This is a genomic window from Azospirillum sp. TSH64, assembly GCF_003116035.1.
Classification (GTDB): Bacteria; Pseudomonadota; Alphaproteobacteria; order Azospirillales; family Azospirillaceae; genus Azospirillum.
The window spans coordinates 4,092,115-4,117,921 of the sequence record NZ_LGQW01000015.1; the positions used below are offsets into that span (position 1 = coordinate 4,092,115).

Sequence of the window (25,807 nt, forward strand, 5' to 3'; positions counted from 1 at the left end):
GGAGGGAGCGATCATGGGATGGGATCAAGCGCAGGCGCACGGCGCGTCCGGCCGACGGATCACGGGCAGCGCGCATCGAGACCTTCTGTTCGGCGGGAGCGGCAACGACACCATCGTCGGCCATCGTGGCAACGACTATATGGAAGGCGGCGCCGGCAGCGACCGCTTTGTCCTCGATCCCGGAGATGGCTGGGATTGCATCGGCGACTTCCAGGGCGGTCTGGGCGGCGATCTGCTGGATCTGCGCGGCTGGGGCGGGATCGGCAGCCTGGAGGATGTGCTGGCGCATTCCCATCAGGACAGCGACGGGCTGGTCCTCGATTTCGGACCGCGCGACGGGGTCAAGCTGATGGGGCTGTCACGGGACGATCTGACGGCCGACAATCTGCGGCTGAATGCCAGCCGTTCGAAGGCGGACGCCGTGTTCGCGGCCTCCGACAGCGGTCATGGCGACGAGTTGTGGGGAACGGACGGGCGCCGGGCCTTCCTTCTGCGGGACATCGCCCCGGGGACGGCCTCATCGGATCCGCAGGGCTTGGTCGAGGCGGACGGGCACGCCTATTTCAGCGCCGACGACGGCGTGCATGGCCGCGAGCTGTGGATGACGGACGGTACGCCGGGCGGCACCCGCATGGTGGCCGACATCCATCCGGGTGCCGCGGGCTCCGGGCCGACTGCGTTGACCGTCGTGGACGGCAGGCTGTACTTCCAGGCCGACGACGGACAGCATGCGACGGAGCTGTGGGTCAGCGACGGCACCGCCGCCGGGACCCATATGGTGAAGGACATCGCCGACAAGCCGGCCGGTTCCTTTCCCTACGATCTGACGGCGGTCGGGGACGAGCTGTTCTTCTCCGCCACCGACAGCGAGCATGGGCGGGCCCTGTGGCGGTCCGATGGAACGGCGGCCGGAACGGTGCTGGTGAAGGACTTCTTTCCGGGAGGATTCGATCCGCCGGTGCCGCTGCCCATCTTCCCCGGTCATCTGACGGCGGGCGGGGAAGAGGGACAGCGGCACCGGCTGTTCCTGACGGGCTGGGACGGCACCGGCTCCTACAGCCAGCTGTGGGTAACCGACGGGACCCTGGCGGGGACAGTCAAGCTGCTGGAGGGGCTTGGCGAGGATCCGAAGAGCGGGCACACCCTGTCTCTCGCCATGGCGGGAGACACGCTGTTCTTCAATCGGGGCGATGACCTGTGGAAGAGCGACGGCACGCCGGCGGGCACGGTCCTGGTCAAGGATTTCCCGTCCCTGGGCTTTTCCCGCTCCAAGCAGTTCTTCGCCTTCGACGATCAGGTCGCTTTCGTTGCCGGGAGCGAGCAGAACGGCTACGAACTCTGGACGTCGGACGGGACGGAACTGGGAACGCGGATGGTCAAGGACATCGCGCCCGGCCGCGCCGACGCCAACATCGCGAACATCACCGTCGTGGACGACACGCTGTTCTTCACCGCCGATGACGGCGTGCATGGCGACAGCCTGTGGCGAAGCGACGGCACCGCGGCGGGCACGCGGATGGTCACGGACAAGGCCCACCACACGGGTTGGACGCAGCCCACCAGCCTGGATGTGGCGGGCGGCAACCTGTATTTCAGCGCGACCGATTCCACCCAGGCAGCGGCCCTGTTCCGCCTGGATGTGGACAGGGGGGTGGTGACGGAACTCGCCGGTGCGCAGCCCTTCAGCCTGCCCAACGGTAGTGTGCAGGTCGTCGGGGTCTGACTGTTCCGGCAGCCGGTTTCACAGCAGGGGCAGGTCGCTGCCGCCATTGACGATGTCGACGGTGCCGGAAATCAGGTTCTCGCCGTAAAGCGCCTCCAGGTCGATGCCGCCGGCCGGGCGCACCGGGCGGATGGCGCGGAGCCAGCCGGCGATGGCCTGCTCCTGGCGGCGGCGGATCGCCTCGGCCTCCTCCACCGTCACGGCCTGGAAGGACAGGCTGTCGCCAGGGCGCAGGCGGCCGGCGCGGGCAAGGTCGGCGGAGATCACCGTGGCGATCTTGGCATAGCCGCCGGCCGTCTGGTGGTCGTTCAGCAACAGAATCGGCTGCCCGTTGCCCGGCACCTGGATGGAGCCGGTGACCAGCCCGTCCGACGGAATGTCGGCGGAGCCGCGATGCTCCAGCGCCGGGCCCTCCAGCCGCAGCCCCATGCGGTCGGCTTGGCTGCCGACGTGGTAGGTCGCGGACAGGAAGGTCTCCAGCGCCGTTGCGGTGAAACGGTCCTCCTGCGGTCCCGGAACGACGCGCAGCGGCCCGGCGCCGTAATCGGGCGGCTGCGGCAGTTCGACGTCCGGGCCGTCCGGGGCGGCGTCCAGCGTGAGCGGCAGCCGGTCCCCCTCGGCGAGCGGCCGGCCGCCGAGAGGGCCGATGCCGGCGCGCACATAGGTGGACAGGCTGCCCATCACCGGTGCCAGCGCGAAGCCGCCAGCCACCGCCAGACAGGCGACCGACGCCCCTTCCACCGCCCCCAGCCGCAGCACGTCGCCCGAAAGCAGGGTGTGGCTGCGGTGGGACTCCAGCGGTTGCGGAGCAGCACCGTCGCGCTCCAGCGTCAGGGCCATCGGGCCGACCGCGGCGATGCGGACCGATGGCGCATCCACCCGCAGGGCAGGGCCGAGCAGGGCGATCTCCAGCCCGGCCGTCCCTTGCGGATTGCCGACCAGCGCATTGGCGAGCCGCAGCGCCACCGGGTCGAGCGCGCCTGCCACCGGCATGCCGAGTTCCTGGAAGCCGAAGCGTCCCAAATCCTGGACCGTCGCGAACAGGCCCGGCCGCACCACCGTCAGAAAACCTGTCATCACGCCGCCCTCAGGCTGGCGGAGTCGAAGCGTCCGGCGGAAGCCGCCTCGGCGATGCCGTCGAAGGCCGCGCGGTCCACCGCCTCGAAGCGCACCCGGTCGCCGGCCGCCAGCAGCACCGGATCGGGCCGGTTGCCGTCATAGAGCGGCACCGGGCAGCGGCCGATCAGGTGCCATCCGCCGGGGCTCTCCCACGGATAGACGGTGGTCAGCCGGCCGGCGACGGCGACGGAGCCGGCCGGAACCCGCACCCGCGGCTCGGTCCGGCGCGGCCGGTCCAGTTCCGCCGGCAGGTCGCCCATATAGCCGAAGCCCGGCATGAAGCCGAGCATGTAGACGAAATACTCCACCGACCCATGCAGCGCCGCCACCCGCTCCGCGCTCAAGCCGAGCTGGTCCGCCAGCTCGGCCAGATCGGGGCTGAGGTCGGGGTCGTAGCAGACCGGCAGCCGCCACAGCCGCCCCTCCGCCGGCGCCGTGCCGCTGCCGGCCAGCGCCGCCTCGACCGCCGCCTGCATCTCCCGCCGCCCGGTGGATACCGGGTCGTAGACCACCAGCAGCGAGCGGAAGGTCGGCACCGTCTCCACCAGCCCCGGCGGCGGGGCCGCCTTCAGCCGGGCGTGCAAATCCATGACGCGGGCGTTGGTCGCCCGGTCGATGGTCTCGCCGAACTCGACATTGAAGGCGGTGTCGCCGGCACTGGTGAAGCGGACTTGCACGTTTTCCTCGTTAACCGATCATCATCGACGGCAGCCACGACACCATGCCGGGGAACACCCACAGCAGCGCCACCATCACCACCATCAGCAGGAAGAAAGGCAGGCTGGCCTTGCCGATGGTGAAGATGTCCTTGCCGGTCATCGATTGCAGGACGAACAGGTTGAAGCCGACCGGCGGGGTGATCTGCGCCATCTCCACCACGATGATGATGTAGATGCCGAACCACAGCAGGTCGATGCCCGCCCGCTGCACCATCGGCAGGATGACCGAAGTGGTCAGCACGACCATCGAGATGCCGTCGAGGAAGCAGCCCATCACCACGAAGAAGGCGGTCAGCGCCACCAGCAGGGCTGCCGGCGACAGCTGCATGGTGGTGATCCATTCCGCCAGCAGGCGCGGGATGCCGGTATAGCCCATCGCCACCGTCAGGAAGGCGGCACCCGCCAGGATGAAGCCGATCATGCAGCTGGTGTGGGCGGCGCCGAACAGGCTGTCGCGGAAGGTCGTCCAGTTCAGCGTGCCGGTCACCAGCGCCAGAACCAGCGAACCCAGCACGCCGATGCCGGCGGCCTCCGTCGGGGTGGCGATGCCGACATAGATCGAACCCAGCACCGCGGCGATCAGCAGCATCACCGGGATCAGCGCGCCGGTGTCGCGGATCTTCTCGGCCAGACTCTGCGACGGTTCGGGCGGCGGCACCCGGTCGGGGTTCAGCAGCGACCAGCCGCCGACATAGAGCATGAACAGGCCGGTCAGCACGATGCCGGGAATGACGCCGGCGATGAACAGCCGGGCGATCGACACGTCGGCGGCGACGCCGTAGACGATCATGATGATCGACGGCGGGATCAGCAGGCCCAGCGTGCCGGCGCCGGCCAGCGAGCCCAGCGTCATCATCGGGTCGTAGCCGCGGCGGTTCAGTTCCGGGATGGTCATGCGGCCGATGGTGGCGGCGGTGGCGGCCGACGAGCCGGACACCGCGGCGAAGATCGAGCAGCCGATGATGTTCACATGCATCAGCCGGCCGGGCAGCCAGCCGGTCCAGGGCGCCAGCCCCTTGAACATGTCGGACGAGATGCGGGTGCGGAACAGGATCTCGCCCATCCAGATGAACAGCGGCAGGGCCGTCAGCGTCCAGGAGGTGCTGGCCCCCCAGATGTTGGTCGCCATCACCATGCCCACCGGCCTTGCGGTGAACAGCGCCATGGCGACGAAGCCGACGCCGGCCAGCGCCAGCGCCACCCAGACGCCGGCCCCCAGCATCAGGAACATCGTCACGACGACGACGATGGATGCGGTCGTCTGATCCATCGCTCAGCCCTCGCTCTGCATGCCGGCATGCTGGTAGGAGGCTTCCCGCCCCTGCAGCACGGCCAGCAGATCGTCGATCAAGGCGATGACCAGCACCACCAGACCCACCGCCATCAGCGCCTGCGGCATCCACAGCGGGACCGGCAGCACGCCCTGGCTGAGATCGCCGAAATCGTAGGACTCATAGGTCATGCGCACCCAGTACCAGGCGAAATAGCCGCTGAGCGCGGTGGCGAAGCCCAGGCAGAGCAGTTCGAAGATGCGGCGCGCGGTGCCGTGCAGCCGCTCCACCAGCACGCCGACGCGGATGTGCGCGCCGCGGCGCAGCGCCGGCCCCAGCATCAGGAAGAAGGATGCCGCCATGCAGTAGCCGGCAAGCTCGTCGGCCCCCGGCACCATGCGGTCGAACAGCCGCGATGCCACCTGCGTCACGATCAGGACGGCGATGGCGGCAAGAAGGACCGCGCCCAGGATCTCGGCGGCGCGGTAAAGGATGGACAGTGCGGTGCGCATGGCGCAACCACCTCCTGCGGTCGGGACGGAGCGAAGGGGCGTGGAGGGGGCCCGGCCGGCCGCCTGTTCTGGGGCGGAGCCGGCCGGACACATCCGGACCGGTTACTTGCCGAAGGCGGAAATGATCGCCTCGCCGTCGGCACCGGCCGCCTTCGTCCATTCGGCGGTCATGGTCTTGCCGATTGCGGACAGGCCTTCCTTCAGCTTGTCGGACGGCAGCAGGACCTTCATGCCGTTGTCGGACATGGTCTTGTTCAGATCGGCCGTCTTCTTCTCCCACTCGGCCCAGCCGGTGGCCTCGGCCTTCGCCGCGGCGTCCTGGATCGCCTTCTGGGTGCCGGCGTCCAAACCCTTCCATACCTCGGTGTTGACGAACACCATGTTGCGCGGCAGCCAGGCCTGCACGTCGTAATAGACCTTCACGAAGTCCCAGGCCTTGGTGTCGACGCCGGTGGCGGCCGACGTGATCATCGCGGTGACGATGCCGGTGCCGAAGGCCTGCGCCACTTCGGCCGCCTCGATCTTCACCGGGATGGCGCCGCTCAGTTCGGCGATGCGGGTGGTGGCCGGGTTGTAGGCGCGGAACTTCTGGCTCTTCAGCCCGTCGACCGACTGGATCTCGTCCTTCACGTACAGGCCCTGCGGCGGCCACGGAATCGAGTAGAGCAGCTTCAGGCGCTGGCGCTCCAGCTTCTTCTCCAGATAGGGCTTGGAGACCTCGTACAGCTTGTGGGCGGACTTGAAATCGGTGGCGAGGAAGGGCACCGAATCGAGGCCGTAGAGCGGATCCTCGTTCGCCCAGGAGCTGATCAGCACCTCGCCCAGCTGGGCCTGACCGGACTGGACCGCGCGCTTGATCTCCGGATGGCGGATCAGCGAGCCGTTGGAATGGACGGTGATCTGGATCTTGCCGGCGGTGGCCGCCTTCACGTCGTCGGCGAATTGCTTCACCACGATGGTGTGCAGGTTCGTGTCCGGATACGGGGTCGGCATGTCCCAGGTTTCGGCAAGCGCTGCCATCGGCCCGGCGGCGACGCCCAGCCCCAGAAGGCCGGCGACGACCGGACCGGCGATCCGGCTGACGAGATGGGAATGCAGCGTGTGAGCGGTCATGATGTTCGCAAAGCCCCCTGTTGTTGCCCGATGCGGCATCCGCCGGCCTTCTGGCCGGTCGGAGGAGAGCGGCAGCCGCTCCCCTGATCCCGCCCTTGATCGGACTCCAAAGGTTCACCGTTCCGGACCGTCCGTCAAACCCCCTGTGAGGCCCGGCGGGAAAAAAGTCAGCGCCGCCCGCCGCTTATCGGCGGCAACCGCACCCGCCGGTCAGTAGATCAGCTCGTTCTCGCCGCTGCCCTCGGCCAGGACCAGCTCGCCGCGGGCGGCCAGATCCTTCGCCAGCTGCACCATGTACATCTGCGCCTCGTCCACGTCGCGGACGCGGACCGGTCCCATCGCTGCCATGTCCTCGCGCAGGATCTTGGCGGCGCGCTCGGACATGTTGGAGAAGAACAGGTCCTTCAGCGACTCCGACGCCCCCTTCAGCGCGGTGCCGAGCTTCTGCTTGTCGACCGTCCGCAGCATCGTCTGGACGCCCGAGGGGTCGAGCTTCGACAGATCCTCGAAGGTGAACATCAGCGACTTGATGCGCTCGGCGCTGTCGCGGTTGCGCTCCTCCAGGGCAGCCATGAAGCGGTGCTCGGTGGTGCGGTCCAGCCCGTTGAAGATTTCCGCCAGCATCTCGTGGCTGTCGCGCCGGCTGGTGCGGGCGAGGTTGGTCATGAACTCGGTGCGCAGCGTGCGCTCGACGTCGTCCAGAACCTCCTTCTGCACCGCCTCCATGCGCAGCATGCGCATGATGACTTCCATCGCGAAGCTTTCCGGCAGCTGCGCCAGCACGCGGCCGGCATGGTCGGAGCGGATCTTGGACAGGACGACGGCGACGGTCTGCGGATATTCGTTCTTCAGGTAGTTGGACAGCACCGACTCGTTCACGTTGGTCAGCTTGTCCCACATGGTGCGGCCGGCCGGACCACGGATGTCCTCCATGATCTGGTCGACCTTGTCCTTCGGCAGGGTCTTCAGCAGCAGCCGCTCGGTCGAATCGAAGGAGCCGACGACGGTGCCGCTCGACGACATCTGCTCGGCGAACTCGACGAACAGGCGCTCGATCAGGTTGGCCGATACCGTGCCCAGGTTGGCCATCACCTGGGACAGCTCCTTGATCTCCTCGTCGTCCATCAGGGAGAACAGCTTGGACGAATGCTCCTCGCCCAGCGCCAGCATCATGATGGCGGCCTTTTCCGGGCCGGTGAGGGTCCGGTAGTCCTCACGAACCTTCTGAGCCATTGCTAACCTTCACGATGCTCGATTCCAACGATGCGCGATAATTGCGGCAAACATCGTTAACAAACGATAAGGAAGAGGCTGGAGACATACGAAAACAGGCATTTCGGAACCGAATCCGGACAGGGACGGTTGGAGGTTGCATCCCCGTTCTTGTGCGAAAGGTGGCTTTCATGCCCGTCCGTGCCGCCCTTCTGCTGCCCTGCCTCGTGATGCTTATGCCGGCGTCCGCCCTGGCGGAACGGGCGGTGACCGCCGAGGGCTCCGACTGCCGGGTGTGGGACCAGTATCCCGACCGGCGCAAGACCGTCCGCTGGTCCGGCGCCTGCCCGGACGGCTGGGCCAGCGGGCCCGGCGTGCTCAGCTGGTTCCATGACGGCCGCTACGACGGGCAGGTGGAGGGCACGCTGGTCGACGGGCGGATGGAAGGGCAGGGGCGCGTCACCTGGCGCGACGGCCGCCGCCTCGACGGGAATTTCCGCGACGGTCTTGTCTCGGGGCAGGCGACCCATGTCTGGGCCGATGGCCGCGTGTATGAGGGGGAGTGGCAGGACGACCGCCGGACCGGTTTCGGCACGCTCACCTTCCCCAGCGGCAACAAATATGTCGGCCGGTTCCAGCGCAACCGCCCGACCGGAGAGGGCGAGTTCGTCACCGCCGACGGCCGCCGTTACCGCCCGCGGGTCGACGCCCGCGGCACCGTCGGCGCCGGTGCCGCGCTGGACCGCCCGCCGCAATCGGCCTCCATCCCGGCAGCGGCGGACGCCGATCCCAGTCCGCCACCGCCGCCGGCCCGCGCCGCCCGGCCGCAAAAACTGGAAGACTGGCTGAACCGTTCCGATCGACTCCTTCGCGACAGTTCCCGCTGACGGCTTGGCCCCCGCACGCACCGCATACGGCCATATGTGAAAATGGATTTACAGAAATATGCCATTCCTGTAACTCTGTACTCACAAGGGCCGTGCCGACGCAGTCGAGGGGGATCGGGGGATGGAGCCGCCCATTCAGACGGGATCGCTGCTGATCCGCATGCAGAACTGCCAGCAGCAGCTTCCGGCCGCCCTCGCCAAGGTGGGGGAGTGGGCGCTGGCCTATCCCTTCCGCACCGCGACCCTGAAGATCGGCGAGCTGGCGGCGGCGGCGGAAGTGTCGGTGGCGTCGGTCAACCGCTATGCCCGCTTCCTCGGCTATGACGGCTTTCCGGAGTTCCGCGAGGATCTGCTGCGCGCCTTCGAGTCGACCTTCGCGCCGGTGGAAAAGCTGCGCGTCGCCGTCCAGCGCGACACCTCCAACGCCGAGATCATGCGGGAATCGCTGGCCAGCGACGCCGGCAACATCGCCCGCACCATGGATCTGCTCCAGCCCGAGCAGTGCGAGGCCGCCATCCGGCTGATCCGCGAGGCTGGCCGCGTCGTGGCGCTCGGCCTCGGCGACAGCGCTTATCTCGCCCTGTTCCTGGCCGACGTGCTGGAGCCCTATGTCGAAAATGTCCGCGAAGCCATCGAGTTCGCCGGCACCGAGCGCACCATCCGCCGGCTGTTGACGGTCAGGCCCGGCGATCTGGTGATCGCCATCACCTCGCCGCGCTACTCGCGCCGGACCATCGAGCATCTGCAGCTGTGCCGGGAGCGCGGGGCCAAGGCCATCGCCCTGACCGATGCGCCGGACAGTCCCATCGTGCCGCTGGCCGACGTCACCCTGCTGGCCGGGGCCGACCATGGCGTGCGCCACAGCTCGCCCACCGGGCTGATGGCGCTGATCGTGGCGCTGGGCACCGCGCTGTCGCGCTCCGGACCGGACAGCGTCGGGCAGGCCGCCGACGTCGCCGAACGCATCCTGCCCTACCTCCACGTCGTGCCGAAATCGAACCGCCCGACGGAGTGATCCGGGCCGATCAACCGGGGCTTCCCCCTCCACGCGCCGAAGAAGTTGAAAAGCGATGACGATCTCCTATTGGAACGGGCGTTACCTGCCGCTGGACGAGGTCCATGTGTCGCCGCTGGACCGCGGTTTCCTGTTCGCCGACGGCCTCTACGAGGTGACCGCGGCCTACAATGGCCGCCTGTTCGAGCCGGAGGCCCACATCGCCCGCCTGCAACGCGGCATGGCGGAACTGCGCATCGACTGCGTGCTGTCGGCCGGCGACTGGCTGGGCATCATGGAGCGGCTGGCGGCGGAGTCGGGCATCGACGGCGACCTGACGGTCTATCTCCAGGTCACCCGCGGTGCCGCGGCCAGCCGCGGCCACGCCTTCCCGGCCGGCGTCACCCCGTCGGTGTTCGGCATGGCCAGCCCGCTGAAGCGCCCGCCCGCGGCGTGGCGCGACCAGGGCGTCGCCGCCATCACCATCCCCGACATCCGCTGGGGCCGCTGCGACCTGAAGACGGTGGCGCTGCTGGGCAGCGTGCTGGCGCAGCAGGCGGCGACCGATGCCGGCGTGGTCGATGCGCTGCAACTGCGCGACGGTCTGGTGACCGAAGGGGCCGCCACCAACATCTTCGTGGTGAAGGACGGCGTCATCGCCACCCCGGTCAACGACAACCGCATCCTCCAGGGCATCACCCGCATCGTCATCCTGCGGCTGGCCGCCGAGGCCGGCCTGCGGCTGGAGGAGCGCGACATCCCGGCGGCGGAGCTTGAGGCCGCCGACGAGATCTGGATCGCCAGCACCACCAAGGAGATCACGCCCGTCACCAGCCTGAACGGCAAGCCGGTCGGCAGCGGCGCGCCGGGCATGGTCTGGCGCCGCCTGTTCTCGCTGTTCGCCGAAAGGCTGGGGCGATGAGCGTGGCCGCTGCCGCGAAAGATGTCTACACCGCGCCGGCCCTGCTGTCGGTCGAGGGGCTGAGCGTCGCCTTCGACGGCGACAACGGGCCCCTGCGCGTCGTCGACGATGTCAGCTTCACCGTGGCGCCCGGCGAAACGGTCGCCATCGTCGGCGAATCCGGCAGCGGCAAGTCGGTGACCTCGCTGACGCTGATGCGTCTGGTCGATTATGCCGGCGGGCGCATCGTCGGCGGACGCATCCGCTTCAAGGGTCGTGACGGGCACGAGCGCGACCTCGCCACGCCGCCGGCCGAAGCGCTGACCGACATGCGCGGCAACGACATCGCCATGGTCTTCCAGGAGCCGATGACGTCGTTGAACCCGGTCTTCACCATCGGCGACCAGATCGCCGAGGCGGTGATGCTGCACCAGGGGCTCGACCGCAAGGCGGCACGGGCGGAGGCCCTGCGCATGCTGGAGAAGGTGCGCATTCCCGAACCGGCACGGCTGCTCGACCGCCACCCGCACCAGCTGTCGGGCGGCATGCGCCAGCGCGTGATGATCGCCATGGCGCTGTCCTGCAAGCCGTCGCTGCTGATCGCCGACGAGCCGACCACGGCGCTCGACGTCACCATCCAGGCGCAGATCCTGCGGCTGATCCGGCTGTTGCAGGACGAGATGGGGATGGGCGTCATCTTCATCACCCACGACATGGGCGTGGTGGCCGAAGTGGCCGACCGCGTCGTCGTGATGTGGCGCGGCCGCAAGGTGGAGGAGGGGCCTGTCGAGCGCATCTTCCAGGCGCCGCAGCACCCCTACACCAAGGCGCTGCTGTCCGCCGTGCCGAAGCTGGGCGCGCTGCGCGGCCAGGACCTGCCGGTGCGCTTCCCGCTGCTGGTGGTCGATGACGCCAAGGCGGAGGCTGCGCCGCCGGCCCCGCCGCCGGTGCAGGACACCGTGCGCGCGGCCGACGCCCCGCTGCTGGAGGTGCGCGACCTCACCACCCGCTTCGACGTGCGCAAGGGTATCTTCGGCTCGCTGAAGGCCCGCGTCCATGCGGTGGAGAAGGTCAGCTTCGCCGTCCGTCCGGGCGAGACGCTGGCGCTGGTCGGCGAGTCCGGCTGCGGCAAGTCGACCACCGGCCGCACCATCATGGGTCTCCAGGCCGCCACCTCCGGAACCATCCGCTTCGACGGGCTCGACACCGCGACGCTCGATTCCAACGGTCAGGCGAAGCTGAAGGAGAAGATCCAGTACATCTTCCAGGATCCCTTCGCCTCGCTGAACCCGCGAATGACCGTCGGCTTCAGCGTCGCCGAGCCGATGCTGGTCCACGATTATGCGCCCGCATCCAGGCCCGGCCTGTCGCGCCGCCGCGCCGTCGAGGAGCGGGTGGCGGAACTGCTGACCCAGGTGGGGCTCAAGCCGGAACACGCGCGCCGCTATCCGCACGAATTCTCCGGCGGCCAGCGCCAGCGCATCTGCATCGCCCGCGCCATCGCCTGCGACCCCAAGCTGATCATCGCCGACGAGGCGGTGGCGGCGCTCGACGTGTCGATCCAGGCGCAGATCGTCAATCTGCTGATGGAACTCCAGGCCAGGCGCGGCCTGTCCTACCTGTTCATCAGCCACGACATGGCGGTGGTGGAGCGGGTCAGCCACCGCGTCGCGGTGATGTATCTCGGCCAGATCGTCGAACTCGGCCCCCGCCGGGCGGTGTTCGAGAATCCGCAGCATCCCTACACCCGCCGCCTGATGGCGGCGGTGCCCGTCGCCGATCCCAGCCGCCGCACCCGCGACCTGCGGCTGCTGACCGGCGAGATTCCGAGCCCGATCCGCAGCATCGGCGACGAGCCGCTGGTGCAGCCGCTGGTGCCGGTCGGCGAGGACCATTTCGTCGCGCGCCACGCCGTGGGCGGCGACTTCTGAGTTTGCCGATTTCCGAACCAAAAAAGCAGGGAGCCTACACGTGAACCGCTTCGCCCTTCCGCTTCTCGCCGGCCTGCTCGCCGGCACCGCTCTCGCCGGCCCGGCCTTCGCCGCCAAGGATTTGGTCGTCGGCCTGCCCGACAACATCACGACGCTGGACCCGGCCGACATCAACGACACCCTGTCGCAGTCGGCCAGCCGCACCATGCTCCAGGGCCTGTTCGGCTTCGACAAGGACATGAAGCTGGTGCCGCTGCTGGCGGAAAGCTTCACCGTCAACGACACCGCCACCGAATACACCTACCGCCTGCGCAAGAACGTCACCTTCCATGACGGCACGCCCTTCAACGCCCAGGCGGTGAAGACCAACTTCGACCGCCTCGCCAACCCGGCCAACCGGCTGAAGCGCCAGAGCCTGCTGGCGATGCTGGCCGAGACGGTGGTGGTCGACGACACCACCATCACGCTGAAGCTGTCGCAGCCCTTCGGCGCGCTGAACAACAACCTCGCCCATCCCGGCGCGATGATCCACAGCCCGAAGGCGCTGGAGACCTTCGGCAAGGAAATCGGCCGCCACCCGGTCGGCACCGGCCCCTACAAGTTCGTCAGCTGGGAAGCGGACACCCTCAAGGTCGAGAAGAACGACAAGTATTGGAAGCCGGGCCTGCCGAAGATCGACCACGTCACGCTGAAGAGCGTGCCGGAGAACGGCAGCCGCATCGCCATGCTCCAGACCAACGAGGCGCAGTTCATCTATCCGCTGCCGCCCGAGATGGTGAAGATGGTGGAAGCCAACAATCAGCTTGAGCTGATCGACGCCCCGTCGATCATCGCCCGCTATGTGGCGATGAACACCATGAAGAAGCCGTTCAACGACCCGCGCGTCCGTCAGGCGCTGAATTACGCCATCGACAAGAACGCCTACGCCAAGGTGGTCTATCGCGGCTATGCCGGCCCGCTGGATTCGGCGATCCCGTCCAAGCTGGGCTTCCACGTCGCCCAGCCCAACCAGTACACCTACGACCTCGCCAAGGCGAAGGCGCTGCTGGCCGAAGCCGGCTATCCGAACGGCTTCGAGGCCGAGATGTTCGGCCGCAACAGCACCAACTTCATCCGCGGCATGCAGTTCGTCCAGCAGCAGCTGTCGCAGATCGGCGTCAAGCTGACCGTCACCCCGCTCGAATCCGGCGTCGAGACCGCCCGTGTCTGGGGCGTCGAGAAGCCGGAGGACGCCACGGTGCAGATGCAGTATGGCGGCTGGTCGGCCTCGACCGGCGACGCCGACTGGGGCCTGCGCCCGCTGCTGTGGGGCAAGGGCTTCCCGCCGAAGTTCTTCAACGTCGCCTACTACAAGAACGACACCGTCGACGCCGCCATCGAGACCGGCATCGGCACCGCCGACACCGCCAAGCGCGCCGAGGCCTACCGTGTCGCCCAGGAGCAGATCTGGAAGGACGCGCCCTGGATCTTCCTCGGCGTCGAGAACCTGCTGGCCGGCAAGTCGAAGAAGCTGACCGGCTTCTACTACGTCGCCGACGGCGGCCTGCAGATGGAAGAGGCCGACCTGCAGTGATGTGAAAAATCGCCCTCTCTCCCCCGCTCTCGCGCAAACTTCGTTTGCGCTGACGCGACAGGCGGACCTTCGGTCCGCCGATAGCGGGGAGGGGGCATCTTTTCTCTGCCTACCCAGGACCTCTGCCCCATGCTGAAATATCTCGTCGGCCGTCTTGCCGGCATCCTGCCGGTTTTGCTGGTGATCTCCGTCTTCGTCTTCGGCTTCGTCCATCTGCTGCCGGGCGATCCGGCGCGGCTGGTCGCCGGGCCGGATGCCACCCAGCAGGACGTCGAACTGGTGCGCCAGGATCTCGGTCTCGACCAGCCGCTGTGGGTGCAGTACGGACGCTTCCTCGGCAATGCGGTGCAGGGCGAGTTCGGGCGGTCGATGAAGTCCAAGCGGCCGGTATCGCAGGAGATCGGCGAGCGGTTCCTGCCCACGCTCTACCTCACCATCGTCGCCATGGTGTGGGCGACGCTGGCGGGGCTGCTGATCGGCGTGGCGTCCGCCACCAAGCGCGGGCGCTGGCAGGACCATGTCGGCATGATTGTCGCGGTGTCGGGCATCGCCTTTCCCTCCTTCTGGCTCGGGCTGCTGATGATCGACCTGTTCTCGGTCAAGCTCGGCTGGCTGCCGACCAGCGGCTACGGGACGTGGCAGCATTACGTCATGCCGTCGCTGACGCTCGGCCTCGGCGTCGCCGCTGTCATGGCGCGCTTCACCCGCTCCGCCTTCATCGAGATCGCGCGCGAGGATTACGTCCGCACCGCGCGGGCCAAGGGCGTGCCGGCCCGGCTGGTGGTGTGGAAGCACACGCTGCGCAACGCGCTGATCCCGATCATCACCATGGTCGGCCTCCAGTTCGGCTTCCTGCTCGGCGGGTCCATCGTGGTGGAGACGGTGTTCTCCTGGCCGGGTCTGGGCCGGCTGCTGGTGGATAGCGTCAATTACCGCGACTACACCGTCATCCAGGCGGAGATCCTGCTGTTCTCGCTGGAGTTCATCATCATCAACCTGCTGGTCGATGTGCTGTACGCCTTCGCCAACCCCGAGATTCGCTACTCATGACCACGACAGACGCAACCGCCGTGGCTGTGAGCCACGAAGCCGTCCGCTCGCCGCTGCGCGAGTTCTGGCGCAAGTTCCGGCGCAACCGCACCGCCATGGCGGCCGGCTTCTGTCTGCTGGCGCTGGCGCTGGCCGCGGCGGCGGCACCGTTGATCGCCCCCTTCGACCCGGCGGCCTTCGATTACGACCGCATCCTGGAAGGCCCCTCGGCCGACCATTGGGCCGGCACCGACGCCTACGGCCGCGACATCTTCAGCCGCATCCTGTGGGGTGCCCGCATCTCGCTGTCGGTCGGGCTGCTGTCGGTGCTGCTGGGCGGGGTGGCCGGCGTGGCGCTGGGGTTGATCGCCGGCTTCCGCGGCGGCTGGATCGACAGCCTGATCATGCGCGTCTGCGACGTGCTGCTGGCCTTCCCCGGCATCCTGCTGGCCATCGGCATCGTCGCCATCCTCGGGCCGGGCATCGAGAACGTCATCTATGCGGTGGCGATCTTCAGCGTCCCCGTGTTCGCCCGTCTGGTGCGCGGCAGCACGCTGTCGCTGAAGCGCGCGGTCTATGTCGATGCCGCCCGCGCCATCGGCGTGCGCGACCGGCTGCTGATGGTCCGTCACATCCTGCCCGGCACGCTGCCCAGCGTGATCGTCTATGTTTCCATGCGCATCGGCACCTCGATCCTGACGGCGGCGAGCCTCAGCTTCATCGGCCTCGGCGCCCAGCCGCCCAGCCCGGAATGGGGCGCCATGCTGGCCGACGGGCGCAGCTACATCGGCGTCGCCAGCCATGTCACCTTCTATCCCGGCCTCGCCATCTTCCTGACGGTGCTGGCCTTCAACCTGCTCGGCGACGGACTGCGCGATGCCCTCGACCCCAAACTCCGCTGAACCGGCGAGACGCGCGCGGGCCTTCGGGCTCGCCTGCGGCCGGCTGACGCCGGGGCCGCGCAACGCCATCACCGACGTGGCCGGAGTGCGCGTTGCTCACGTCACGCTCGATGACGGCGCCGTCCAGACCGGCGTCACCGCCATCCTGCCCCATGCCGGCAACCTCTACCGCGACAAGCCCGTCGCTGCCGCCGAGGTGCTGAACGGATTCGGCAAGAGCGTCGGGCTGATGCAGGTGGAGGAACTCGGCGCGCTGGAAACCCCGATCCTGCTGACAAACACCCTGTCGGTCGGCACCGCCTCCACCGCGCTGGTCCGCCACGCCATCGCCGCCAATCCCGACATCGGCCGCAGCACCGCCACCGTCAACCCGCTGGTGATGGAGTGCAACGACGGCCCACTGAACGACATCCAGGCGCTGGCGGTGACGGAGACCCACGCCGCCGCTGCGCTCGCCGCCGCCCTGTCGGAGCCGGACGGTGCCGAGGTCGCGGTCGGATCGGTCGGGGCCGGGCGCGGCATGTCCTGCTTCGGCTTCAAGGGCGGCATCGGCACCGCGTCGCGCCGGCTGAAGCTGGACGGCAAGCGTCATCACCTCGGCGTGCTGGTGCTGGCGAATTTCGGCCGACCCGGTGAGCTGCGCCTGCCGGACGGCCGCCGCGTCGCCCCGCCGGCGAAGGACGATGCGCCGGAGAAGGGCTCCGTTATCGTCATCGCCGCCACCGACGTGCCGCTCGACCACCGCCAGCTGCGCCGGGTGATCCGCCGCGCCGGGGTCGGGCTGGCGCGGGTGGGATCCTTTTGGGGCCATGGCAGCGGCGACATCGCGCTCGGCTTCACCACCGCCAACCGCATCGACCATGACGAGCGGGCCGACATCCTGGCCCTGCGCATGGTGAACGAACACCGCATCGACAGGCTGTTCGAGGCGATGGCCGACGCGACGCAGGAGGCCGTCCTCGACGCTCTCGCCGCCGCCACGCCGGTGGTCGGCCGCGACGGCGCCACCCGGCCCTGCCTGTCCGATACGCTCACCTCCGGGAGCACTCCGTGAAGATCTACATCTCCGCCGACATCGAAGGGGTGGCCGGCGTGGTCTCCCAGCAGCAGGTGACGCCGGGCAATGCCGAATACGAGCGCGCCCGCCGCCTGATGACCGCCGAGGTCAACGCCGCCATCGACGGCGCGCTGGAGGCCGGGGCCAGCGAAATCCTGGTCAACGACAGCCACGGCCCGATGGTCAACCTGCTGCCCGACGAACTGCACCCCGCCGCCGAGCTGATCCTTGGCCGGCCGAAGCCCATCGGGATGTTCGCCGGGCTGGAGCCGGACGCCGCCGGGGTGATGTGCGTCGGCTTCCACACCTCCGCCCGCCAGTACGGCATCCTCGCCCACACCACCAACAGCTTCGCCTTCGGCCGCGTCCGGGTGAACGGGCTGGAGTTGGGGGAGGCCGGCAATTACGGCGCCTATGCCGGCGAGATCGGCGTGCCGGTGATCCTGCTGAGCGGCGACGACCGCTTCGCCGCCGAGATGGCCCCGCTGTTCCCGGACGCCGAGCAGGTGGTGGTCAAGCAGGCGCTGGGCCAGCGCGCCGCCCGCTCCGTCGCCCCGTCGGTCGCCCGCGACCGCATCCGCGAGGCCGCAAGCCGCGCCGTCCGCCGCGCCGGAACCATCCCGCCCTTCCGCGTCCCGCCGCAGGCCGACGGTGCGCCCTACCGGCTGGAGATCGAGATGAACAGCCCGGCGCTGGCCGATCTGGCGTCGCTGATCCCGGTGTCGGAGCGGCTCGATCCCGTTACCATCCGCCTGCCGGCCGCCAGCATGGCCGCAGCACTCGGCTGGATCAACACCCTGTCCGCCATGTCGGCCACCCTGCGCTGAGACCCGCCCCCATGACCCTTTCGCACCCGCAGCCCTTCGCCCTTGCCATCCATGGCGGCGCCGGCACCATCAAGCGCAGCGCCCTGACCCCGGCGCTGACCGAGGGCTACCACGCCGGCCTGCGCCGGGCGCTGGCCGCCGGGCATGAAGTGCTGGCTGACGGGGGCAGCGCGCTGGATGCCGTCACCGCCGCCGTGATGGCGCTGGAGGACGAGCCGCTGTTCAACGCCGGCCGCGGCGCCGTCTTCACCGCCGAGGGCGTGCAGGAGATGGACGCCGCCATCATGGACGGCCGCGACCGCGGCGCCGGTGCGGTGGCCGGCCTGTTCGGCCCGCGCAATCCCATCCTGGCCGCCCGCGCGGTGATGGAGCACAGCGAGCATGTCCTGCTGATCGGTGAGGGCGCACTGGATCTCTGCCGCCGCCAGGGTCTGGCGATGGAGGAAGCCCCCTATTTCTTCACCCAGCCGCGCTGGGACGCCCTCCAGGCCGAGCTTGAGCGCCGCCGCTCCAACGCCCCCGACGATGGGGACGAGCAGCGTCGCCACGGCACCGTGGGCGCCGTCGCCCGTGACCGCGACGGCAACCTCGCCGCCGCCACCTCGACCGGCGGCATGACCGCCAAGGCCAAGGGCCGCGTCGGCGACAGCCCGGTGATCGGCGCCGGCACCTTCGCCGACAACATCACCTGTGCTGTCTCCGCCACCGGCCATGGCGAGCATTTCATCCGCCGCTGCGCCGCCCACGAGATCGACGCCCGCATGCGCTGGGCCGGCCAGACCCTGGAGCGCGCCGCCGGCGACGTGGTGGACGAGCTGGGCGTGATCGGCGGTTCCGGCGGCCTGATCGCCATCGACCGCGACGGCCGGGTGGCTCTGCCCTTCAACTGCTCCGGCATGTATCGCGGCGCCATCGGGCCGGAGGGGCTGCCGATGACCGCGATCCACCGCGAGGAGTTCCGCATCGGCTGACCCCTCCGACGGGGAAGTCCCCTCTCCCCCCCGGGGAGAGGGTTAGGGTGAGGGGGACGCGCTGCGAGGATTCCCAAGTATCGCGCACTCCCGGCTCCCGCCAAAGCCAAGCTGTGCATCCCCCTCACCCCAACCCTCTCCCCGGGGGGGAGAGGGGGATCACTTTTCCCCCGCTGGACAGGCGGGGCCGGCGATCCACGTTGCTGCTTTTCCAGTGCAACAGCCGGAACGGAGGATGGCGGCATGCGTGCGATGGTGATTTCACGGTTCGGCGGTCCCGACGTGTTCGAGCTTCAGGACCGGCCGCGCCCGGTGGCGGGTCCGGGCGAACTGCTGGTCCGCGTGGTGGCGTCGGGCACCAACCCGGTGGACGCCAAGATCCGTCAGGCCGGAAGCTGGGCCGGCATCCCCTTCCCGGCGGTGCTCGGCTATGACGTGTCGGGCGTGGTCGAGGAGGCCGGCCCCGGCGTGACCGGCTTCAAGGCCGGCGACGAGGTGTTCTACACCCCGGAGATCTTCGGCAATCCCAACGGCAGCTATGCCGAATACACCGTCGCCGCCGCGTCCATCGTCGCGCACAAGCCGCCCAGCCTGTCCCATGTCGAGGCGGCGGGCATCCCGCTGGCCGGCGGCACGGCGTGGGAGGCCATCGTGCGGCGTCTGGCAGTTCGGCCGGGCGAGACGGTGCTGATCCATGGCGGGGCCGGCGGCGTCGGCAGCTTCGCCATCCAGTTCGCCAAGGCGGCCGGCGCCCGCGTGCTCGCCACCGCCAGCAAGGCCAACCACGAGGCAATGCGCGATCTCGGCGCCGACGTGACGCTCGACTACCGCGATGCCGACGTGGTGGACCAAATCCTGCGCGAGGCGGGCGGGGCAGGGGTGGACGCGTCCTTCGACACCGCCGGCGGCAATGTGCCGCTGAGCACGCAGGTCACGCGTCCCTTCGGCCGCATCGCCACCATCCTGCCGCCGACCGGCGACCTCGATGCGCTCTATGTGAAGAACCAGACCCTCTACGGCACCTTCCTGACCCGCGAGGGCACCCGCCTGCGCGAGATGGCGCCGCTGTTCGTGCGCGGGCAGGCCAGGGTGATCGTCGATGCCGTCCTGCCGCTGGAAGAGGTCGGCAAGGCGCACGAGCGGCTCGATTCCGGCCACGGCCGCGGTAAGATCATCCTGCAAGTGGGCGCCTGACGCGAGGTCGGGCCGGGCTTTCGAAGGACGGTCGCGGTGTATATCTGGCTTATCGGGCTGCACGTCACGGCGGTGACGCTCTGGATCCTGGGGATGTCCGCCGCCGCCATCCTGATCAGCGCCCTGGACCCCACGACCGCCGTCGAGGAAGGACCGGCCCGCCTGCTGCGCGCCTTGGGCCGCTGGGAGCGCCGCGTGACCTCCCCGGCGATGGGGCTGGCGTGGCTGCTGGGCATCACGCTGGTCGTGGTCGGCGGCTGGGGCTTCGAGCCGTGGCTGGTGGCGAAAGTGGTCATCGTCATCGTCCTGTCCGCCCTGCACGGCAAGCTCGCCGCCGGGTTGCGCCGGCTGGGCGAACCGGGGGCGCGGCCAGTGTCGCCGCTGCTGCGCTTCTCCCCGCTGGCGGTGATCGCCGGGGCCATCGCCATCGTGACGCTGGTGGTGGTGAAGCCCTACTGAACACGGTATGGTGTTGGGACCGGGAGGGGCCGGCCCGTTCGACCCCGCGCCCGGCCGGTTCGGTTCCAGCGCGAAAGGACCCGCCATGGCCGTCGCCAAGACCACGATCTGCCTCTGGTTCGACAAGGACGCCGAGGCCGCCGCCCGCTTCTATGCCGAGACCTTCCCCGACAGCGCGGTGACCGCCGTCCACCGCGCCCCCGCCGACTACCCGTCCGGCAAGGCGGGCGACGTGCTGACGGTCGAGTTCACCGTCGCCGGCCTCCCCTGCCTCGGCCTGAACGGCGGTCCGGCGTTCAGGCATAGCGAGGCTTTCTCGTTCCAGATCGCCACCGACGACCAGGAGGAGACCGACCGCTATTGGACCGCCATCACCGGCAACGGCGGCCAGGAGAGCGCCTGCGGCTGGTGCAAGGACCGCTGGGGGATCTCCTGGCAGATCACGCCACGCGTGCTGACCGACGCCCTGGCGGCCGGCGGGGAGGAGGCCAAGCGCGCGTTCGAGGCGATGATGGGGATGACGAAGATCGACGTGGCGGCGATTGAGGCGGCGCGGAGGGGGTGAGCGGGCTTCAAGGGTGCGTGCGACTTCTGACCCAAAGTGCAAGCTTCGCCAAGACCGTTTTGTGCAAAAACAGATTTTTGCGGCATATGATTTTGGCGTAATATGAGCGCGCTATTTTTATTGTAAAATGTGAAGGGGCTCTTGTGCTTCTAAAAACATAATTCCCTCGCAATTATAATTATTTTTTATTCTATAGGAGTATAAATCTTGAAAAGAGCTAATGATATTAAGCAAAAACTTGCATTTTCTCTCATTAAGTACAAGAGTCTTTGTGATGAAATGAGTCGTTCGCAGAGGCATAATAAGGATCTTGCTTTTGTTGGGCAGAAGGTCGGTGACATATTGAGTGGATGCAGAGAGTGCTTTGACTACTGTGCAAAGGACTTGGCGGATAGTTTCTTGGTGCAGGGTAGCGATAAAAAATTGGTGATCCAATATGCCTCCGGAAAAGCAAAGGCGTATTTTCCGTTCTTTGAGACTCAGCTTTTGAAGGGCGCTCTATTTTATGAGCTAATTTTCGTCGCTCCAGAGTTGTATGCTCATCTTTTGGGTTTGGCAAAAAAGATCGCAGCAAAAGAAGTTATAGCTGGCACCGTAATTGGCTATGATTTATGTGAGATGTTAAATGATATTGTGAATTGTAAAAAGCACGACCAAATTACAGTTGCAAAAGTTCGAATCAATTCAGCAACGCACGTGACTTTTCCAGATGGCGGAGAGATTATAGTTTCTCCGATGTTTCCGTTTACAGATAGACCTGACTTCAGCGCGGATGTTGACGCGCAGCCAATGGTCGGTTCAGAAGGGGTAAAAATAAAGTATGCTTATGAGTACAGAATCTCCCATAACAACTGGGAGGTGGGGAGATTTTGCCTATATTCAATTCAAGCGGTTAGCTTGATAATATCTGAAATTTACCAGAAGTTTTTCGAAATTTCTTATGATTATATTGATCCGTGGGAGACAATTAAGCCAGAGAACGTGAAAAAAGGCGAGCATATTTTGCGATTGCTCTCGCCAATTGTTAGTCGTCCTCTTCGGATCGTTCTTCTTTTGGATGATATGGAGTCCGCAAATATTGAGATGACATTTGAGGGGTTGATAGATGCGGATGATTTAATTTCTGTTTCTCTGGCGAAAATTTTCATGATTATATTCGAAAATCACTTTAACTATTATGTCTTTTCTGAGTTAACTAAATACGTTATGGAGAACTGGGAAAAATTTGACCCAAACGATCGAGTGCCAAAATATTTCGAGATGGAGAAATCATTTTATCAAGAGAAAAATATTACAATAGATGATCTAGAGCAAATAAAATTTAACAAGATATTGTTTGGTATTGGAATCAAATTTTGCTGCAATGAGAGCATACCGCAGCAACAAAAAATGGACGATCAGTCGCTCTATGCTGCTATTTCTATTATAGATAGTGAATTAATAAACTTCAATTTATATACTGACTCATTTGGGCGGCTAGTCCGTTGCAATATTCAATAATTTTCCGGTGATCTGCCTTTATTCAGAATTTATTGCAGCATATATTCGACGAAATGTCGAGTTTTCGTCACGACTCCAAGGTCGGTCTGACTGTTTATACTCTATTCAGAGCTTAAGATTAAGGGAGATCAAGTTACGCTTTTGGCGTCTGAAAGCTCCCTACCCCACCCCCACATCGTCCCGGATGCACGCCACCGAATGCCCCGGCGCCACCTCGCGCAGCGCCCGGGCTTCCGGTTCCGCACAAGCGGGCAGCGCGAACGGGCACCGCGTCCGGAAGACGCAGCCGGACGGCGGGTTCATCGGACTCGGCACGTCGCCGTCCAACAGCATGCGGGTCTTCGGCGCGTCGGGGTCCGGGTCGGGGGCGGCCGACAGCAGGGCCATGGTGTAGGGGTGGCGCGGGCGCTCGTAGAGGCTGTCGCTCGGCGCGATCTCCATCAGGCGGCCGAGATACATCACCGCCACCCGGTCGCTGATGTAGCGCACCACCGCCAGATCATGGGCGATGAACAGCACCGCCAGCCCCAGCTCGCGCTGCAGATCGCCCAGCAGGTTGACCACCTGCGCCTGCACCGAGACGTCGAGCGCCGACACCGGCTCGTCCGCGACGATGAAGTCGGGCTCCACCGCCAGCGCGCGGGCGATGCCGATGCGCTGGCGCTGGCCGCCGGAGAATTCGTGCGGGAAGCGGTCCATGGCGTCGGCGCTCAGGCCCACCTTCTCCAGCAGCGCCGCCACGCGGTCGCGGCGGTCGGCGCGGGTGCCGATGCCGTGGATCGTCAGGGCCTCGCCGATCACCTCGCGCACGCGCTGGCGCGGGTCGAGGCTGGCATAGGGGTCCTGGAAGACGATCTGCATGCGGCGGCGCTGCGCCCGCATCTCTGCCGTGCCCAGGCCGGTGATCTCCTGCCCGTTGAAGCGGATGGAGCCGCCGGTCGGCTCGATCAGCCGCAGGATGCTGCGCCCGGCGGTGGTCTTGCCCGATCCGGATTCGCCGACCAGCCCCAGCACCTCGCCGCGGTTCAGGTCGAAGGACAGATCGTCCACCGCCTTCACCCAGCCGACCGGCCGTTGCAGCAGCCCGCCGCGCACCGCAAAGCGCTTCTCCAGATTGCGGACGCTCAGCAGGGGCTGTTCGGTAACGGTATCGGTGCTCATTGCACGTCTCTCCAGCGGCGGCAGCGGGCGGAATGGTCGGGGCCGACCGGCTCCAGAACGGGTTCGGCGGCGAGGCAGGCGGGTTCGGCCAGCGCACAGCGCGGGGCGAAGGTACAGCCGGCCGGGCGGTTCACCGGGCTCGGCACGCTGCCGGGGATGGCGTAGAGCCGGCCGCCGTCGCCTCGGCGCTGGCCCAGATGCGGCATGCAGGCCAGCAGCCCGCGGGTGTAGGGGTGCCTGGGCGATTTCAGCAGGGAGCGGACATCGCCCTCCTCGACGATGCGGCCGGAATACATCACCACCACCCGGTGCGCCACTTCGGCCACCACGCCCAGATTGTGGGTGATGAACAGGATCGAGGTGCCGGTCTCCTCCTGAAGCCGCCGCATCAGGTCGAGGATCTGCGCCTGGATGGTCACGTCGAGCGCGGTGGTCGGCTCGTCGGCGATCAGCAGGGTGGGGCGGCAGGCCAGCGCCATGGCGATCATCACGCGCTGGCGCATGCCGCCCGACATCTGGTGCGGATACTCGTCCAGCCGCCGCTCCGCCGCCGGGATGCCGACCTTCTTCAGCATGGCCAGCGCCTCGGCCCGCGCCGCCCGGCGGTCGAGGCCCTGGTGGTAGCGCAGCGCCTCGCCGATCTGGTCGCCGACGGTGTAGACCGGGTTCAGCGAGGTCATCGGCTCCTGAAAGATCATGCCGATCTCGTTGCCGCGGACGCGGCGCATGGCGCGCTCGCTGAGGCGGGCGAGGTCGCGCACCTGCCCGTCGCGGCCGCGGAACAGGATCTCGCCGCCGGCGATGATGCCCGGCGGCGTCGGGATCAGCCGCATCGCCGACAGGCTGGTCACCGACTTGCCGCTGCCGGATTCGCCGACGACGGCCAGCGTCTCGTTGCGGCGCACGGCGAAGGACACGCCGTCCACCGCCTTCGACACGCCGGGATCGGCGGTGAAGTGGGTTTGCAGGTTGCGGATGTCGAGCGTGAGGTCAGCGTCCATGACGGGATCCCGGAACTTGGGCTAACTGAGACGGATCAGCGGGTGCAGCCGCGCGCCGGCACCGGCCAGTCGCCGACGACTTCGCCGTTGCGGGTGATCGCCATGCGGTCGTGCAGGTTGGTCACCACGCAGACATGGTTGGGCAGGATGCGCACGCGGTCGCCGATCTGCGGCTTCGCCGCGCTCCGGCTGAGGTCGACCACCGCATGCTCCTCGTTGACGCGGACGATCACCGCGTCGGAGTAGTCAAGGATCAGGCCGTAACCTTCCCCCACCGACGGGGCGACGCGGTCGCTCGACAGCGTCTTGCTGCCGCAATCGAGAACGGCGCGGTCGGGGGTGGGGCGGCTGACCACGGTGGCGTGGACATGCACGGCGCACTCGTCCAGCGTCGCCACCCCGGCGCCCACCGTGGCGCGGTCGTGGTAGATGTAGGTGCCGACGCGCAGCTCGGTCACGCCGGGAAGCTCGTGGGTGTCCCAGCAGCCGGGGGTGCCGCCGACCGACACCGTCTCCACCGCGATGCCGGATCCCTCCAGCAGGGCGCGCGTCTCGGTGACGAAAGGCACGGTGCGGGGGCCGCGCGGGTAGGTCATCAGGCCACGGAAGCGGGTCAGGCCGTTGCCGGCGGCGCGGCGGGCCAGCGTCAGCACCTCGTCCGGGGTCTGCACGCCGCAACGGCCGTCGCCGCTGTCGAACTCCACGAGGATGCCGATCTCGACGCCGGCCTCCGCCGCGGCGGCGGCCACGGTGTCGAGGGCGACGGCGTTGTCGAGCGCCACCGTCAGCCTGGTCTTGCCGGCCAGATCCGCCAGCGGCGACACCTTGGCGGCGCCGACGATGGGGTAGGTCAGCAGGATGTCGGCGCAGCCGGCCTCGGCCATCACCATCGCTTCGCTGATCTTCTGGCAGGTGATGCCGACGGCGCCCAGCTCGATCTGGCGCAGGGCGAATTGGGGAAGCTTGTGGGTCTTGATGTGCGGGCGCAGCGCCAACCCGTGCCGGTCGCAATAGGCCTGCATCTTGGTCAGGTTATGCTCGACCCGGTCGAGGTCGATGACGGGGACGGGGGTGTCGAGATCGTCGACGCGCATGGGACCGCTCCGGAACACGAATTCGGGGAATGGGCCGATCCCGGCGGCGGCGCCATGGGATCGGCCATGTACTCTGAACCTTACGCCGCCTT

24 protein-coding genes are annotated in these 25,807 nt (G+C 67.4%); 15 read left to right on the top strand and 9 right to left on the bottom strand.

The window, feature by feature from the left end; all coding sequences use genetic code 11:
- Nucleotides 1-13: 13 nt before the first annotated feature.
- Complete coding sequence (locus tag TSH64_RS19965) at nt 14-1,723, top strand: ELWxxDGT repeat protein (RefSeq protein WP_158285396.1); 1,710 nt, start codon at nt 14-16, stop codon at nt 1,721-1,723.
- An 18-nt stretch (nt 1,724-1,741) separates the two neighbouring features.
- On the opposite strand, the gene TSH64_RS19970 is transcribed toward TSH64_RS19965, so the two are convergent.
- The 6 genes from TSH64_RS19970 to fliG all read right to left on the bottom strand — a co-directional run bounded on the left by TSH64_RS19970 (nt 1,742) and on the right by fliG (nt 7,690).
- Nucleotides 1,742-2,800 carry a biotin-dependent carboxyltransferase family protein gene (locus TSH64_RS19970; protein ID WP_109447599.1) on the bottom strand — a complete coding sequence of 353 codons (1,059 nt, stop codon included), beginning with the start codon at nt 2,798-2,800 and terminating at the stop codon, nt 1,742-1,744.
- Entirely contained in the window at nt 2,800-3,519 is a 720-nt protein-coding gene (gene pxpB / locus TSH64_RS19975) for a 5-oxoprolinase subunit PxpB (RefSeq protein ID WP_109447600.1), read from the bottom strand. Before pxpB ends, TSH64_RS19970 begins: the two co-directional genes overlap by 1 nt.
- 10 nt (nt 3,520-3,529) lie before the next feature.
- Entirely contained in the window at nt 3,530-4,831 is a 1,302-nt protein-coding gene (locus TSH64_RS19980) for a TRAP transporter large permease subunit (protein WP_109447601.1), read from the bottom strand.
- A 3-nt stretch (nt 4,832-4,834) separates the two neighbouring features.
- Nucleotides 4,835-5,344 carry a TRAP transporter small permease gene (locus tag TSH64_RS19985; RefSeq protein ID WP_109447602.1) on the bottom strand — a complete coding sequence of 170 codons (510 nt, stop codon included), beginning with the start codon at nt 5,342-5,344 and terminating at the stop codon, nt 4,835-4,837.
- Nucleotides 5,345-5,446: 102 nt separating this feature from the next.
- Nucleotides 5,447-6,457, bottom strand: coding sequence for a TRAP transporter substrate-binding protein (locus TSH64_RS19990; protein ID WP_109447603.1), 1,011 nt, complete (start codon nt 6,455-6,457; stop codon nt 5,447-5,449).
- A gap of 210 nt (nt 6,458-6,667) precedes the next feature.
- Nucleotides 6,668-7,690: a flagellar motor switch protein FliG gene (fliG, locus tag TSH64_RS19995; protein ID WP_098737244.1), complete on the bottom strand. Its 1,023-nt coding sequence runs from the start codon at nt 7,688-7,690 to the stop codon at nt 6,668-6,670.
- A 170-nt stretch (nt 7,691-7,860) separates the two neighbouring features.
- On the opposite strand from fliG, the gene TSH64_RS20000 reads away from it, so the two are divergent.
- The 14 genes from TSH64_RS20000 (at nt 7,861) to TSH64_RS35390 (ending at nt 22,459) form a co-directional block, all read left to right on the top strand.
- Nucleotides 7,861-8,556 carry a hypothetical protein gene (locus tag TSH64_RS20000; protein WP_109447604.1) on the top strand — a complete coding sequence of 232 codons (696 nt, stop codon included), beginning with the start codon at nt 7,861-7,863 and terminating at the stop codon, nt 8,554-8,556.
- Nucleotides 8,557-8,677: 121 nt separating this feature from the next.
- Nucleotides 8,678-9,571, top strand: coding sequence for a MurR/RpiR family transcriptional regulator (locus tag TSH64_RS20005; RefSeq protein ID WP_109447606.1), 894 nt, complete (start codon nt 8,678-8,680; stop codon nt 9,569-9,571).
- Between the two features lie 55 nt (nt 9,572-9,626).
- On the top strand, nt 9,627-10,472 hold the full coding sequence (locus TSH64_RS20010; protein WP_109447608.1) for a D-amino acid aminotransferase: 846 nt from the start codon (nt 9,627-9,629) through the stop codon (nt 10,470-10,472).
- A complete protein-coding gene (locus TSH64_RS20015) occupies nt 10,469-12,382 on the top strand; it encodes a dipeptide ABC transporter ATP-binding protein (RefSeq protein ID WP_109447610.1) in 1,914 nt (637 codons plus the stop codon). Before TSH64_RS20010 ends, TSH64_RS20015 begins: the two co-directional genes overlap by 4 nt.
- 40 nt (nt 12,383-12,422) lie before the next feature.
- The gene (locus tag TSH64_RS20020; protein WP_109447612.1) at nt 12,423-13,955 is read left to right on the top strand and encodes a glutathione ABC transporter substrate-binding protein; all 1,533 of its coding nucleotides are present in this window, start codon (nt 12,423-12,425) and stop codon (nt 13,953-13,955) included.
- A gap of 129 nt (nt 13,956-14,084) precedes the next feature.
- On the top strand, nt 14,085-15,005 hold the full coding sequence (gene gsiC, locus TSH64_RS20030) for a glutathione ABC transporter permease GsiC (RefSeq protein WP_109447614.1): 921 nt from the start codon (nt 14,085-14,087) through the stop codon (nt 15,003-15,005).
- Complete coding sequence (locus TSH64_RS20035) at nt 15,002-15,886, top strand: ABC transporter permease subunit (protein ID WP_109447616.1); 885 nt, start codon at nt 15,002-15,004, stop codon at nt 15,884-15,886. Before gsiC ends, TSH64_RS20035 begins: the two co-directional genes overlap by 4 nt.
- Nucleotides 15,861-16,940 (top strand): P1 family peptidase, encoded by a 1,080-nt coding sequence (locus TSH64_RS20040; RefSeq protein ID WP_109447618.1) that lies wholly within the window; start codon nt 15,861-15,863, stop codon nt 16,938-16,940. The genes TSH64_RS20035 and TSH64_RS20040 overlap by 26 nt, the downstream gene beginning before the upstream one ends.
- Nucleotides 16,937-17,770: a M55 family metallopeptidase gene (locus tag TSH64_RS20045; RefSeq protein WP_109447620.1), complete on the top strand. Its 834-nt coding sequence runs from the start codon at nt 16,937-16,939 to the stop codon at nt 17,768-17,770. Before TSH64_RS20040 ends, TSH64_RS20045 begins: the two co-directional genes overlap by 4 nt.
- A gap of 11 nt (nt 17,771-17,781) precedes the next feature.
- Nucleotides 17,782-18,741 (top strand): isoaspartyl peptidase/L-asparaginase, encoded by a 960-nt coding sequence (locus TSH64_RS20050; protein ID WP_109447622.1) that lies wholly within the window; start codon nt 17,782-17,784, stop codon nt 18,739-18,741.
- Between the two features lie 243 nt (nt 18,742-18,984).
- Nucleotides 18,985-19,935, top strand: coding sequence for a zinc-dependent alcohol dehydrogenase family protein (locus TSH64_RS20055; RefSeq protein ID WP_109447624.1), 951 nt, complete (start codon nt 18,985-18,987; stop codon nt 19,933-19,935).
- Between the two features lie 36 nt (nt 19,936-19,971).
- Entirely contained in the window at nt 19,972-20,394 is a 423-nt protein-coding gene (locus tag TSH64_RS20060; protein ID WP_109447626.1) for a CopD family protein, read from the top strand.
- An 85-nt stretch (nt 20,395-20,479) separates the two neighbouring features.
- Nucleotides 20,480-20,959, top strand: a complete 480-nt coding sequence (locus TSH64_RS20065; protein ID WP_109447628.1) for a VOC family protein — start codon at nt 20,480-20,482, stop codon at nt 20,957-20,959.
- A gap of 207 nt (nt 20,960-21,166) precedes the next feature.
- Nucleotides 21,167-22,459, top strand: coding sequence for a hypothetical protein (locus TSH64_RS35390; RefSeq protein ID WP_146208053.1), 1,293 nt, complete (start codon nt 21,167-21,169; stop codon nt 22,457-22,459).
- Nucleotides 22,460-22,618: 159 nt separating this feature from the next.
- Here the strand turns inward: TSH64_RS35390 and TSH64_RS20070 are convergent, their stop codons facing one another.
- Genes TSH64_RS20070 through TSH64_RS20080 form a run of 3 tightly spaced genes read right to left on the bottom strand, consistent with a single transcriptional unit; the run spans nt 22,619 to nt 25,715 of the window.
- Nucleotides 22,619-23,620 (bottom strand): oligopeptide/dipeptide ABC transporter ATP-binding protein, encoded by a 1,002-nt coding sequence (locus TSH64_RS20070; protein ID WP_109447630.1) that lies wholly within the window; start codon nt 23,618-23,620, stop codon nt 22,619-22,621.
- Nucleotides 23,617-24,621: an ABC transporter ATP-binding protein gene (locus tag TSH64_RS20075; RefSeq protein ID WP_109447632.1), complete on the bottom strand. Its 1,005-nt coding sequence runs from the start codon at nt 24,619-24,621 to the stop codon at nt 23,617-23,619. Before TSH64_RS20075 ends, TSH64_RS20070 begins: the two co-directional genes overlap by 4 nt.
- A gap of 35 nt (nt 24,622-24,656) precedes the next feature.
- Nucleotides 24,657-25,715 (bottom strand): alanine racemase, encoded by a 1,059-nt coding sequence (locus tag TSH64_RS20080; protein WP_109447634.1) that lies wholly within the window; start codon nt 25,713-25,715, stop codon nt 24,657-24,659.
- Nucleotides 25,716-25,807: the final 92 nt, after the last annotated feature.